Genomic DNA, 12803 nt, shown 5'->3' with positions numbered 1-12803 from the left:
TCAGTAAATGGGAGGCTCAGGGTGAAGAAGTCTCTAGCTGCGGCTGGTGCCGTAGCGCTGATCGCCGGTCTGGCGGTGGGCGTGGCCAACATGGCCACGGCGTCCAACGACGTGCCCAACCAGCGCCAGGCTGTCGCTCAGGCGGACTCCGCTCTTGCCAGCAACCGCGCGGCCATCCGCGCCACCGCCGGCGACACCTTCAAGGTCTACAACACCCGGATCGACGCCAGCGGCGCGACCCACGTTCGGTACGACCGGTTCCACAACGGCCTTCCTGTCCGTGGTGGCGACTTCATCGTGCACAACGCGCCCGGTGGCGCCTACGCCGGTGTGAGCAACGCGCTCGCCGCGCCGCTCAGCCTGAACACCACCCCGAAGATCGACCAGTACACGGCGTGGGACGCGGCCCCGAAGCACTTCGAGGGCACCGCGCTGACCCACACCGCCGCTCCTCAGCTGTTCATCGACGCGGTGAGCGCCGGCACCCCTCGCCTGGCCTACAACACCGTGATCAGCGGCTGGGAGGGTCAGACCCCGGTCCGGATGAACGTCATCACCGACGCCAACTCCGGTGAGCTCCTGGGCAAGCACGACGAGATCCACACCGTCGTCGGCTCCGGCCAGAGCCTCTACGTCGGCACGGTCTCCGTCGACACCACCCAGTCGGGCAGCACGTACTCGATGGTCGACCCGTCGCACGGCAACGGCCGTACCTGCGACATGAACAACTCGACCAGCGGCACCTGCACCACCTTCACCGACGCCGACAACAACTGGGGCACCGGCTCCAACAGCAACCGGCAGTCGGCCGGCGTGGACGCCCACTACGGCGCGGCCATGACCTTCGACTACTTCAAGAACGTTCACGGCCGCAACGGCATCTTCGGCAACGGCACCGGCGTGCCGAGCCGGGTGCACTACGGCTCGAACTACGTGAACGCGTTCTGGGACGGCTCGCAGATGACCTACGGTGACGGCCAGGGCCGCCCGCTGGTCTCCCTGGACGTGGCCGCGCACGAGATGGCGCACGGCGTCACCGAGAACGTGGTCTCCGGTGGCCTCACCTACTCGGGTGAGTCCGGCGGCCTGAACGAGGCGACCTCCGACATCTTCGCCGCCGGCGTCGAGTTCTACGCGAACAACTCCGCCGACGCCCCGGACTACCTGGTCGGCGAGAAGATCGACATCAACGGCAACGGCACCCCGCTGCGGTACATGGACGACCCGACCAAGGACGGCTCCTCGCACGGCTGCTGGTCGACCAGCACCAAGAACGTCGACGTGCACTACTCGTCGGGTGTGGGTAACCACTTCTTCTACAACCTGGCGCAGGGCACCGGCTCCGGCCCGTACGGCAACTCGCCGGTCTGTGGCTCGGCTCCCGGCGTGACCGGTATCGGCATCAACAAGGCCGAGAAGATCTGGTTCAAGGCGCTCAACGACTACTTCACCTCGAACACGTCGTACGTGAACACCTCGAACCCGGCCAACACCTCGCGTGCCTACACCCTCAAGGCCGCGACGGACCTGTACGGCACCTGCTCCACCGAGTACAAGACGGTTCAGGCTGCCTGGACCGCCGTGAACGTCGCCGGTAACGACGCGCCGTGCACCACGCCGACCACCGGCCCGACCTCCACCAGCACGCCGACCAGCACCCCGACCGGCACGACCACGCCGTCGAACTGCTCGGCCGTGTCCAACGGCACCGACGTCACGATCCCGGACGCCGGCGCCGCTGTCACCAGCACCATCACGATCTCGAACTGCAACCGGAACGCCTCGGCCACCACCAAGGTCGCCGTCGTCATCCCGCACACCTACCGCGGTGACGTCCGCATCGACCTGGTCGCCCCGAACGGCACCTCGTACCGGCTGAAGACCGAGAACATCAACGACAGCGCGGCCAACATCAACACCACCTACACGGTGAACGTGTCGACCCACGCCGCCAACGGTGCCTGGAAGCTCAAGGTCCAGGACCTGTACTCGTACGACACCGGCAAGATCGACAGCTGGACCCTCACGGTCTAAGTAGCGATTCACCGGAACCAGAGGGGCCGGTCACTCCACACTGGAGCGGCCGGCCCTTTCTCTACCTGGGAGAGGTACCACCATGAAGCGCAAGGCTCCCCTCACCGCGTCCATCGCGGCAGCCTTACTCGCGGCCGGGCTCATCGCGGCCGCACCCTTCGCCAGTGCCAGCACCGCCGCCACGTTGCCGAACGGCGCACCGGACATCGCCGTCGCCGACGTGAAGGCACAGCTCGCCAACCTGCAGACCATCGCGAACAACAACGGCGGCAACCGGTACACCGGCCGCAGCGGCTACCGCGCCTCCGTCGACCACGTGAAGTCCGAGATGACCGCGCTCGGGTTCACGGTCAGCGAGCAGTCGTTCTCGACCTCGGCCGGCACCAGCTACAACGTGCTCGCCGAGCTGCCGGGCACCGACACCAGCAAGGTCATCATGCTCGGCGGCCACCTCGACAGCGTGTCGTCCGGCCCCGGCATCAACGACAACGGCACCGGCAGCGCCTCGCTGCTCGCCGTCGCGAAGGCCTTCAAGGCCGCCCGCCCGACGCCGGGCGTCACCGTCCGCTTCGGCTGGTGGGGCGCCGAAGAACTCGGCATCCTCGGCTCGCGCGCCTACGTCAGCTCGCTGTCCTCGGCGGAGAAGACCCGGATCAAGGCGTACCTGAACTTCGACATGACCGGCTCGCCGAACCCGGGCTACTTCGTCTACAACGACGACACGAACGGCATCGCCCTGCGGAACCTGCTCGTCCAGGGCTTCACGGCGCTGAACGTGCAGACCGAGTACGTCGACGTGGACGGGCGCAGCGACCACGGCTCGTTCTACAACGTGGGCATCCCGACCGGCGGTACCTTCTCCGGAGCTGAGGGTTACAAGACGTCGGCACAGGCCGCGAAGTGGGGCGGGACGGCCAACGCCGCGTTCGACCCGTGTTACCACCGTTCGTGCGACAACTCGAACAACATCAACGACACGTCGCTCGACCGGCACGCGGACGTCATCTCCTACGCCCTGTGGAACCTGACCGGTACCGGCAGCACGCCGACCCCGACGCCGACCGGCACAGGCACAGGTACCCCGACGTCCTCGCCCACGCCGTCGCCGACCGGGGGCACGTGCCAGGCCGTGACGAACGGTACTGACGTGGCGATCCCGGACGCGGGTGCCGCGGTGACCAGCTCGATCACCATCTCGGGCTGCAACCGCAACGCCTCGGCCACGACCAAGGTGACCGTCACCATCCCGCACACCTACCGGGGTGACCTCCGGATCGACCTGGTCGGCCCGAACGGCACCACGTACCGGCTGAAGACCGAGAACTCCAGCGACAGCGCGGCGAACGTCAACACGACGTACACGGTCAACGTGTCGGCCCAGGCCGCCAACGGGACGTGGAAGCTGAAGGCGCAGGACATGTACTCCTACGACACCGGCAAGATCGACAGCTGGACGCTGGCCGTCTAGCAGCCCCGGGCACGCAGCTGGGGTAGCTGGCCCGGCCGGGTGGGTTCTTCCCGCCCGGCCGGGCTTTTTGGTGCCCTCGGCGCCGGTGAGGGCGTCTCCGCGCGGACCGTGGGTGCCGGTAGCGGGGCTGGGGGCTGGGGATCGCCGCACGGCAGCCGGGGGCGGTGATAACGGAGTACAAAATCGGCTTGAAGGTTTGTGGTCTTCGACTTCTCAGATGGTGTCCGGGGCTCCAGGGGTGTGGCATACTCGGATCCATGCAGAACTGCGCTCGATTTTTTTACTACGGCACCGGGAGTCCGGCAGCCGTAGGTCGCGCATAACTGACCTGCCAACGCCCCGGGCTCACAAGCCCGGGGCGTTTTTGCGTCTCCCGGGCCGAGAACTCACCCACACCGACCAGGAGCACGCATCATGAACGTCACCACCATCGCCCCCACCGACAACACCGACACCGGCGCCACCGGGGACTCCGCAGACCGGATCACGGAGCTGCGCGGCCGGATCAACGCCATAGACGAACAGCTGATCAGTCTCTGGCGCGAACGCGCGGCACTCTCCCAGGAGGTCGGCACCGTCCGCGTCGCGGCCGGCGGCACCCGGCTGATGCTCGCCAGGGAGCGGGAGATCCTGGAGCACTTCAAGGCACAGCTCGGCGAGGATGGCACCCAGCTCGCGCTGCTGATCCTGCGTGCGGGGCGCGGCAGGCTCTAGCGAGTTCTCGGTACACGGCGAACGGGGCCGGGGAGACAACTCCCCGGCCCCGCCATTGTCTGGCTTCGTCTAGCTGGATGTCGCTACTACGCGTCGAAGCGCAGCTTGTTGCGGCGGCGGATCATCACCAGAGCGCCACCGGCACCCAGGAGAACCACACCGGCGCCCACGATGCCCAGCGCGGCCACACCGGTCTTCGGCAGGCCACCTCCCGGCGTCGTGGCCGGCGGGGCGGTGCTCGGCGTGGTGGCCGGGGTGCTGCCCGACGGGCTGGTGCTCGGGCTCGGCTTCGGCGATGCCGACGGGGTCGGGGTCGGCGTGGCCGGCGGGACCGCGACGAACGTGGCGCTCGCCTTGGCCTCGACGTCCTGCTTCTTCGTACCCGGGATGATCACCTTCTGGGTGTCGTCCGCGCCCTCGGTGTTGATGAACACCCGGGCCAGGTCGACGACGCCGGTGCCCTTGGCGGTCACGGTGACCTGCCCGGGCTTGTCGCTGGTCAGGTAGAAGACCGAGCCGTCACGGAGCTTGGAGATCTCCGTGCCCTTGTCGTCGACGACCTTGCCACCGGCCGCCGTGACGGTGACCTCGCCGACGGTGCTGGCGACCGTGAACGGGCCGGCCTTCGCGCCGGCCTTGCTCTCGGCAGCCTTGTCGGGCGTGATCTTCAGGCTCGGGGCCTTCGGAGCCTCGACACCGATCTTGACGAGGTAGTTGTAGACCTTCTCGATGTCCTTGTACTCGGCATCGGTGAACTTGCGGTCCGGGTGGGTCGCGGCATTGCCCTTGAGGGCGAAGCCGTCGCTGAAGTGCCAGATCGCGGCCTGGGTGGCCGCGTAGACCACGTAGTCCTTGCGCGGGACAGCCAGCCGCATCGCGGGGGTCGCGGCGTCGGCCGCGGCGACGACCTCCTCGGAGGTCTTCACCGGGTAGCTGTTGTGCAGGATCCAGTTGATCTTCAGCAGGTCTGCCTCGCTGACGTGCTTGGCACGAGCCCAGGTGGCCTCTTCGTAGACCGGGCCCTGCGAGGCGTTCAGCGGGTGCTTGATGTCGATGCAGTAGAGGAGGCGCTGGTCCTTCTCACCGTCGAGCGTGATGCCACTGAGGCCGACCGGGTAGTCCTGTGCGGCGGAGCCAGCGACCTGGCCGTTGAGGTAGCCGTTCTTGTACACGCCGTCGTGCGAGACGGTACCGACCTTGCCGCGCTGCGGGTCGGCTGCCGCAGCGGGAGTCGCGGCGAGCGCGAGGGTCGTCAGACCAGCCACAGCCAGGAGCGCGGCGGTCCGGATTCTGGTGTTGAGCACTGCGGGGAAGTCCTTCCCGGATTCAGGGTAAGGCGACGCAGCATTATGGGGTCGCGCCGAAGATCATTGCGACCCTTCTGGCACACCAGAATCCGACAGCGCCCGAGACTCTCCCGAAATGTCCACTGTGACGCGCCGAACGAAAAAATCTAGACGAGACGCCGATCTGCTGCCCAACGCGACAACTCATACCGATTTGACATCTGGAGTTTCCGGAGCACATTGGACACATGCGTCTCGACCGTCTTGATCGAGATGTACAACTCTTTCGCGATCTCCTTGTAGGCGTACCCGCGGGCCAGCAGCCGCAGCACCTCGCGCTCCCGGTTGGTCAGCTGGTCGAGCTCCGGGTCGGCCACCGGGTCCGGCGAACGGGACGCGAAGGCGTCCAGCACGAACCCGGCCAGCCGCGGGCTGAACACCGCGTCGCCCTCCGCGACCCGGCGGACGGCGTCGGCCAGCTCGTCCGGCGAGATCGTCTTCGTCACGTATCCCCGGGCACCCGCCCGGATCAGCCCGATCACGTCCTCGGCGGCGTCGGAGACCGACAGCGCGAGGAACTTGACGTCCGGGTGCGAGCGCCGGACGGCCTCCAGCACAGCCCGGCCGCCACCGTCGGGCATGTGGACGTCGAGCAGGACGACGTCGGGCAGCTCGGCGGTGATCGCGGCGACCGCGTCGGCGACCGTACCGGCCTCGCCGATCACCGTGACGCGTTTGCCCAGCTCAGCCCGGACACCGGCCCGGAACATGGCGTGATCGTCGACCAGGAACACCCGCAGCGCATCCATCCGCTTATTCTCCCTTGTCCTTCCGGCCCAGGATCAACCGCACCTCTGTGCCATCCCCCGGTGTGCTTCTGATCTCGGCCCGCCCGCCGTGCCGTTCCATCCGGGCGATGATGGAGCCCCGTACGCCGTGCCGGTCGCCGTTCACCTTGTCCGGATCGAAGCCGACGCCCCGGTCGCGGACGAAGACGCTCAGCTCGTCCGGTTCGGCCTCGGCGTACACGGAAATGGTTTCGACGCCTGCGTGCTTGCCTGCGTTGACCATCGCCTCCCGTGCGGCGTGCACGAGGGCGCGGACGTGCTCGTCGACCGCGCAGTCGCCGACGACGACCAGGTCGACGCTCAGCGTGAAACTGTCCTCGACCTCGGCGGCCGCCGCCTCCAGCGCCGCGGCGAAGCGCTCGTCCGGCGAGCCGGAGGGCTTGTAGAGCCAGTTCCGCAGGGTGCGCTCCTGGCCACGGGCCAGCCGCAGCACCATCTTCGGGTCCTCTGCGTGCCGCTGGACGAGCGCGAGCGTGTGCAGGACCTGGTCGTGGACGATCGCGGCGAACTCCGCCCGTTCCGTCTCCCGGATCCGGCCCTCACGCTCGTCGCGGAGCTGGACGAACATCCGCCACAGCATCGGGCCGAGCGCCAGGGCCAGGCCGGCCAGGGCGATCAGCGCGAACAGCAGGCCGCTGATCAGCGAGGCGGCGCTCGCGCCCGGCAGCGGCTTGGTGATCGCGATGACGCCGATGATGCCGCCGATGACAAGCACACCGCCGCCGGCCAGGCGGAAGAACAGCGAGCGCCGGTCGTTCGTGGTCAGGAATCCGGCCAGCCACGGCAGGTCCGGGTCGCCGCCGCCGTTCCACTTGCGCCAGCGCTCCGGCTCGGCCTGGTGCCAGATGATGCCTGCGCCGAGCGCGACCAGCGCGACCAGCCAGCCGATCAGGCTCCGCACGCCCGCGCTGCCGATCAGGCCGTCAACGAGCAGGACACCGAGCGCCAGGGCGCCGAAAGCCACCATCTGCGTGGTGTCCTTCTTCGCCTTCACCGGCTGGGCCGCCGTGCGCGGGGTCAGCGGGAGCACGGTCCAGAACACGACGTAGAGGATCGCGCCGAGCCCGGAGAAGGCCAGCAGCACGACGAAGGCGACCCGCACGGCGACCGCCGGCAGCCGCAGGTGCTCGGCGATGCCGCCGGCCACGCCAGCCACCACCCGGCCGTCAGCCCGGCGGTACAGCTTCGTGGCCGGGTGCGCCGTCGTCGTCTCCATGCCGTTGATCGTCACATGGCGGGCAGCGTGGCGACCACCGGATCTTTCCGGCCTGGTAACCCCTAGAAAAGTCAGGGTCGCTCCCTGACGCGCGGGGGTTCCCCAGCAGGTGAGGATGGTGGCATGACCAGCCCGTCCCCACAGCACCACCAGGCGTACGCGGACTTCAAGGCCCGCTACACCCGGCCCCGCGCCGACCGCAAGGTCGCGGGGGTCTGCGGCGCCATCGGCCGGGCCACCGGTACCGATCCGGTGCTGTGGCGGGTGCTGTTCGCGGTGTTCGCGCTGGTGGGCGGGGCGGGGTTCGTCGGGTACGCCGCCGCGTGGCTCGTCCTGCCCGCCGAGGGCGACACAGGCTCGCCGATCGAGGCGCTGTTCGGCAAGGGCAAGTCGAGCACGTCGCCGCTGGTCACCTTGTTCGTCGGGTTCGGGGCGCTGGGGATGAGCACGTTCGTCCTCGGTACCGACTTCCGGTTCGGGATCCTGCTCGGAGTCCTGATCGCGGTCATCTTCGCCCTGTCGAACCGGCGGGGCACCCCGGCGTACGTGCCGCCGCCCCCGCCACCGCCGCCCGGGCCGGATCCGGCGCAGCAGGCCGGCACGCAGGTACCGTTCGCGCCGCACGGGCCGTTCCAGGTGCCGGCGGGGCCGGTGCCGTTCGCGCCGCGCGGGCCGTTCGAGGCGCCGCGGACGACAGTTCCGTACCCGGCCGGGCCCAGCCCCACGATGCCGCTGTGGCCGCAGCCGGTGCCGCAGCCACCCATGCCAGTACCCCCGCAGAAGAAGCAGAAGAAGCCCCGGGAGAAGTCACAGCTCAGCAAGCTCATCTTCTTCACGCTGCTGTTCGCGATGGGCGCGCTCGGCCTCACGGCTGCCGCGATGCAGGGCATGGCCCCGGCGGCGTTCTTCGCGACGGCTCTGGGCGTTGTCGGGCTCGGGCTGGTCGTGGGCACGTGGTTCGGCCGCGCGTACCGGATGATCCTGCTCGGCCTGGTGCTCTGCCTCGGCCTGGCCATCGCGGTCGCGGCCGACCCGATCCGCTCGGGCATCGCGCACTGCAGCGGCTCGCAGACCTGGATCCCGCAGAGCGCCGGCGTGGTCGAGAAGGCGTACACCTCCTCGTGCGGCGTGGCGACGCTGGATCTCCGGCAGGTCAACTTCGCCGACCAGAACGTCGTCCTCGCGGCCAACAGCGAGTGGGGCGAGCTGACCGTCCTGCTTCCGCCCACAGTGGACGTCGAGGTCAACCCGTCGGTGAGCAGCGGCGAGGCTGACGTCCTCGGCCGCAAGTTCTCCGACGGCATGGGCCCGGTCGGCCCCATCTCCGACAACGGCACCGACGGCCCCGGCGGCGGCAAGCTGACCATCAACCTGGACGTGAAGTACGGCCGAGCGAAGGTGACCCGATGAAGCCGCACCGCACCGACGCGATCTCCCTGGTCTTCGGCCTGCTGTTCAGCGGGGTGGCCGCCTGGTGGTGGCTGTCGCAGGTGATCGAGCTGAGCCCGGCAGTGGCCGGCTGGTGCGCGGCGATCGCCCTGATGGTGCTGGGCGTGATCGGCATCGTCACGGCCCTCACCACCAGCCGCCGCCAGCCGCTGCCCGTTCCCCAGGACCACCCCGAAGATCAAAATCCCTAGTGTGTACTCCGTGACCACCGGCCCGGCCGGGTGCGGTGGTCCGGTGTCCCCGGCCGTCTCCCCTTCCGCCAGACCCGCCTCCGAACGCTTGCCGGGCCGGCGAGCCTATGCTGGACCGAAGGTCCCGTAAAGGGCGGCACGTGGTGTGTGCGTCCGCAGCCCGGCAAGAGCGACGAAGCGAGAAGAGCCGTACAGAATGACCGAGTCACTGATCACCGACCTGGCACTCGGCCCGGCCCGGCTGGGTGGCCGCGCCGCCCGTTCACTGGCCGCTGAGTTCACCCGCCACCCCGGCCCGAAGTCCGGCCTGCTGATCGGCGTGGAGTCCGGCTCACCCGTGCTGGACGCCGTGCTGGAGGGCCTCGGCCCGGACGACACCCTCACGGTGCTGACCGAGGACACGTTCGCAGCGCCCGGCGTGCAGCTCATCCGCAGCCTGGCTGAGGCGAAGCCCGCTGATGTCGTGATCGTCGGCGCCCCGCTCGCCGGTACGGCTGACGAGGCGCACGCCACGCTGTCCACGCTCCGCGAGCTGGTCGCGCCCGGCGGCGTGCTGTCGCTGGCCGTTCCGGCGCTGCCCGGCATGGGCTCGGCCGCAGACGACGAGGTGAACCGGCAGGTCACAGCGTACGGGGCCGGCAGCGACCTCGTCCTGCGCTCGAAGCCGCCGGTCCGCGTGCACCGGCTGCGCTTCTCCCCCGGCAGCATCGACACCGCCGCAGACCTCCAGCCGGCGTACCGGCCGAGCAGCGTCCCGCTGGCCGGCGGCATGAACATCGACTCCAACGGCGTCGCAGCCTTCGGTATCTGCGCAGGCCTCGCGCTCGCCACGAAGAAGGTCGCGCCCCGCTCGAAGCTGTGGCTGGTACCGGCCCTGGCCGCCGTGCCGGTCGCCGCGTTCTTCCGTGACCCGGAGCGCGACATCCCGACCGACCCGGCTTCCGTGGTCGCGGCCTCCGACGGCAAGGTGCTGTCGGTGGAGCGGCTGACCGACGACCGGTTCGGCGAGCAGTCGGAGTGGCTGCGGATCGCCGTGTTCCTGTCGGTGCTCGACGTGCACGTCAACCGGGCTCCGGTGGCCGGCCGGGTCGCCGACTCGTTCATCGAGGACGGCGGGTTCGCCGCGGCGATGAAGCCGGAGGCCGAGCACAACGTCTCCGCGTACACCGTGCTGGACACCGTGAACGGCCGCGTGGTCGTCGCGCAGCGGACCGGCCTGATCGCCCGGCGGATCGTGCGGCGCGCCCCGGTCGGCACGATGCTGGCGAAGGGCGAGCGCTACGGCCTGATCCGCTTCGGTTCCCGCACCGACGTGTACCTGCCGGCCGGCACCGCTGAGCCGCTGGTGGCCCCGGGCGACCGGGTGGTCGGCGGTTCCACGGTCATCGCCCGCTGGCTGTAACGAGCACAAAGAAGAACCCCGCCGGGCGTACCCGGCGGGGTTCTTCTTTGTCGTCTGTCAGACGGCCAGTGCCCGGTGGCGGACCCAGAGGAGGGGCCCGGAGACCAGGTACGCGCCGATCAGCACGATGAAGGTGATCTGCCAGTCGGCCAGCGCGCCGAGGATCGGCACGACGAGCAGCCAGCGCGGCAGGCGCAGCACCCGGGCGAGCTTCGCGTACGGGAAGGTGCTCACCATCAGCAGGGCCAGCACCGCCACGACCGGGGCCTGCCAGCCCTTCGGGTCGATGATCAGCGCGGAGAGCGCGAGGATCGCCGCCGCCATCGTGGTCGGGACGCCGCAGAAGAACCGGCCGTCCTTCGGCGAGACGTTGAACCGGGCCAGCCGGATCGCCGCGCAGGCCGCGATGAGGGCGCAGGCCGGGGCGAGCAGCCAGATCGGCGCGTCGCTCTTCAGCCAGGAGTAGACGAGGACCGGGGTGGCCAGGCCGAAGGAGGCCATGTCAGCCATCGAGTCCATCTGGGCGCCGAACGGGCTGGCGACCCCGAACTTGCGGGCCAGCGCACCGTCGAGACCGTCGAATGTGACACACGCCACGATGCACAGCGCCGCGGTGGTCACGTGCCCGTGCAGGCTGAGGAACACGGCGAACATGCCGAGCATGATGCTCGCCAGCGTGCACGCGTTGACCAGGGCGAACTTGATCCGCCGGTCGAGGGTGCGCTCGCCGGGCAGCAGCGGGATCGCCTTCGGGCCCGCCGAGGCCGCTTCCGTCAGCGCGGAGACGGCCGGGCTGCGCGGTGCGAGCAGCGCGAGGTCGCCGGTCAGGCCAGCCGGGCTGTCGGGCACCGTGAGGTCGTCACGCTTGCGACGTGCGGCCAGTGCGGTGCGGACGAGCACGGTGCGGGCCAGGGTGCCACTGCGCCGGACGGCGCCGGTCCAGCGGCGGCCTGCCGGTCGCGGGCTGTCCGCGCTGCGTCTCTGCCAGGGTGCTCTCGGCACTCTGCGTCCCTCCCAAGGGCCGGATCGGGTTGCTCCGCCGCCACGGCGGCCGTCAAGCCAATGCGTTAAACGATGGCATACCGAGGCCATGCTTGGCGACGGCCAGTGGCACAAATTTCTTGTGAATTAGGGACAAAAGTATCAAAGCGTGATAAATTCCCGCGACACAGCGTGTCTACTTATGGACCCCTAGCTATTAACCTTACGCACGGTAGTCGATGGCTGCCCAAGGTCACTTAGTCCCCACCAGTATCAGGGGTACCGCCTGTCAGGCTGACAGCAGGCCGGCCCGGCGCAGTGTCTCGCTCGCGAGCCGGTTGAGCCGCAGGTTCCTGGCCTCCTCCGGGGTGTACCAGGCGGCGTCGGCCGTCGAGCCGTTGACTTCCGCCACAACCGGGGTGGTCGGGGCGTCCACCCGGACCCGGTAGGTGACCCGGACGCTGTGCCAGTCCATCGGGCGGCCCTCCGGCCCCCACGCCGCCGGGTTGTGCTGGTTGGTGACCGCAATCAGCTCGGTGACCTTGCCCTCTTGTCCGGTTTCCTCAGCGATCTCGCGGACCAGGGCCTCGGCCGGCTCCTCGCCCCAGTCGGTACCGCCGCCGGGCAGGTGCCACGTGCCGGCCCCCGGGTAGTTGTCAGAGATCAGAGTCAACAGGATCCGGCCGCCGGGGTCGGTGACCACGCCGTACGCGCTGAACCGCTGGCCGCGATCCGGGTTCGCGGCCGGGTGCCGCCGGTCCGGGGCCTGGCTGGGCGCGTGGATGGCCGGCAGACCGGTGACGCCGAGCGCGCGGCGTACCCGGTCGAAGAGCGGCAGGGTCTCGATCTCGGCGAGCGTGAACCACTCGACCCGGTCGGAGCTCTCCTCCGTCTCGTGGGTGAGCTCCCCGCCGACGATCCGCACGTCGTAGACCACGGTGTCCTGGTGCTGCACGAAGCCGCGGTGCTCGGACTCCGCGAACTCCGACCAGACGTCGCGCAGGCCAGTCACCTCGACGACGAGCCCGCTCTCCTCCGCGTACTCGCGCACGACGGCCAGGCCGGGCGCCTCCCCGTGGTCGATGCCGCCGCCGGGCAGGTTCCAGGTTCCCGTGTTGTCGGACTTGTCCGAGGCCCGGGTCAGCAGGACCCGCCCGTCGTCGTCCCGGCACACCCCGTACGCGGCTATCCGCCGCACTCGCCGCAAGGTCATG

Annotated in this window: 11 protein-coding genes; 6 read left to right on the top strand and 5 right to left on the bottom strand. The window is 69.5% G+C overall.

All coding sequences use genetic code 11. From position 1 onward, the window contains the following. Positions 1-21: 21 nt before the first annotated feature. The 3 genes from A3G1_RS0102360 to A3G1_RS0102350 all read left to right on the top strand — a co-directional run bounded on the left by A3G1_RS0102360 (position 22) and on the right by A3G1_RS0102350 (position 4216). Positions 22-2034 (top strand): M4 family metallopeptidase, encoded by a 2013-nt coding sequence (locus A3G1_RS0102360; protein WP_026211735.1) that lies wholly within the window; start codon positions 22-24, stop codon positions 2032-2034. 82 nt (positions 2035-2116) lie between these two features. Continuing rightward, positions 2117-3502 carry a M20/M25/M40 family metallo-hydrolase gene (locus tag A3G1_RS0102355; RefSeq protein WP_018347852.1) on the top strand — a complete coding sequence of 462 codons (1386 nt, stop codon included), beginning with the start codon at positions 2117-2119 and terminating at the stop codon, positions 3500-3502. A 414-nt stretch (positions 3503-3916) separates the two neighbouring features. Beyond that, positions 3917-4216, top strand: a complete 300-nt coding sequence (locus A3G1_RS0102350) for a chorismate mutase (RefSeq protein WP_018347851.1) — start codon at positions 3917-3919, stop codon at positions 4214-4216. Positions 4217-4302: 86 nt separating this feature from the next. Here the strand turns inward: A3G1_RS0102350 and A3G1_RS0102345 are convergent, their stop codons facing one another. From A3G1_RS0102345 to A3G1_RS0102335, 3 genes are all read right to left on the bottom strand, one after another. Further along, positions 4303-5520, bottom strand: coding sequence for a thioester domain-containing protein (locus A3G1_RS0102345; protein ID WP_018347850.1), 1218 nt, complete (start codon positions 5518-5520; stop codon positions 4303-4305). Between the two features lie 149 nt (positions 5521-5669). Continuing rightward, positions 5670-6311 carry a response regulator gene (locus A3G1_RS0102340; protein WP_018347849.1) on the bottom strand — a complete coding sequence of 214 codons (642 nt, stop codon included), beginning with the start codon at positions 6309-6311 and terminating at the stop codon, positions 5670-5672. A gap of 4 nt (positions 6312-6315) precedes the next feature. Then, positions 6316-7566 (bottom strand): ATP-binding protein, encoded by a 1251-nt coding sequence (locus tag A3G1_RS0102335; protein ID WP_026211734.1) that lies wholly within the window; start codon positions 7564-7566, stop codon positions 6316-6318. Between the two features lie 123 nt (positions 7567-7689). On the opposite strand from A3G1_RS0102335, the gene A3G1_RS0102330 reads away from it, so the two are divergent. The 3 genes from A3G1_RS0102330 to A3G1_RS0102320 all read left to right on the top strand — a co-directional run bounded on the left by A3G1_RS0102330 (position 7690) and on the right by A3G1_RS0102320 (position 10608). Continuing rightward, complete coding sequence (locus A3G1_RS0102330; protein WP_018347847.1) at positions 7690-8976, top strand: PspC domain-containing protein; 1287 nt, start codon at positions 7690-7692, stop codon at positions 8974-8976. Continuing rightward, positions 8973-9206 (top strand): hypothetical protein, encoded by a 234-nt coding sequence (locus tag A3G1_RS32760; protein WP_018347846.1) that lies wholly within the window; start codon positions 8973-8975, stop codon positions 9204-9206. Before A3G1_RS0102330 ends, A3G1_RS32760 begins: the two co-directional genes overlap by 4 nt. A 196-nt stretch (positions 9207-9402) precedes the next feature. After that, positions 9403-10608, top strand: a complete 1206-nt coding sequence (locus A3G1_RS0102320; protein WP_018347845.1) for a phosphatidylserine decarboxylase — start codon at positions 9403-9405, stop codon at positions 10606-10608. Positions 10609-10665: 57 nt separating this feature from the next. Here the strand turns inward: A3G1_RS0102320 and pssA are convergent, their stop codons facing one another. Together pssA and A3G1_RS0102310 are read right to left on the bottom strand one after the other, a co-directional pair. Further along, positions 10666-11508: a CDP-diacylglycerol--serine O-phosphatidyltransferase gene (gene pssA, locus A3G1_RS0102315; RefSeq protein ID WP_018347844.1), complete on the bottom strand. Its 843-nt coding sequence runs from the start codon at positions 11506-11508 to the stop codon at positions 10666-10668. A 370-nt stretch (positions 11509-11878) separates the two neighbouring features. Further along, the gene (locus A3G1_RS0102310; protein ID WP_083936693.1) at positions 11879-12802 is read right to left on the bottom strand and encodes an NUDIX hydrolase; all 924 of its coding nucleotides are present in this window, start codon (positions 12800-12802) and stop codon (positions 11879-11881) included. Between the last annotated feature and the right edge of the window lies 1 nt (position 12803).

The sequence above is a fragment of the Longispora albida DSM 44784 genome, assembly GCF_000379825.1.
GTDB classification, from domain to species: domain Bacteria; phylum Actinomycetota; class Actinomycetes; order Mycobacteriales; family Micromonosporaceae; genus Longispora; species Longispora albida.
Note: the sequence above shows the minus strand (reverse complement) of the source record. Positions and strands in the feature narration are given on the sequence as shown.

Coding starts and splice junctions, on each gene's coding strand:
- A3G1_RS0102340 (WP_018347849.1), bottom strand. CDS start 6,311: ATGGATGCGCTGCGGGTGTTCCTGGTCGACGATCACGCCATGTTCCGG.
- A3G1_RS0102355 (WP_018347852.1), top strand. CDS start 2,117: ATGAAGCGCAAGGCTCCCCTCACCGCGTCCATCGCGGCAGCCTTACTC.
- A3G1_RS32760 (WP_018347846.1), top strand. CDS start 8,973: ATGAAGCCGCACCGCACCGACGCGATCTCCCTGGTCTTCGGCCTGCTG.
- A3G1_RS0102320 (WP_018347845.1), top strand. CDS start 9,403: ATGACCGAGTCACTGATCACCGACCTGGCACTCGGCCCGGCCCGGCTG.
- A3G1_RS0102330 (WP_018347847.1), top strand. CDS start 7,690: ATGACCAGCCCGTCCCCACAGCACCACCAGGCGTACGCGGACTTCAAG.
- A3G1_RS0102335 (WP_026211734.1), bottom strand. CDS start 7,566: ATGGAGACGACGACGGCGCACCCGGCCACGAAGCTGTACCGCCGGGCT.
- A3G1_RS0102350 (WP_018347851.1), top strand. CDS start 3,917: ATGAACGTCACCACCATCGCCCCCACCGACAACACCGACACCGGCGCC.
- A3G1_RS0102310 (WP_083936693.1), bottom strand. CDS start 12,802: ATGACCTTGCGGCGAGTGCGGCGGATAGCCGCGTACGGGGTGTGCCGG.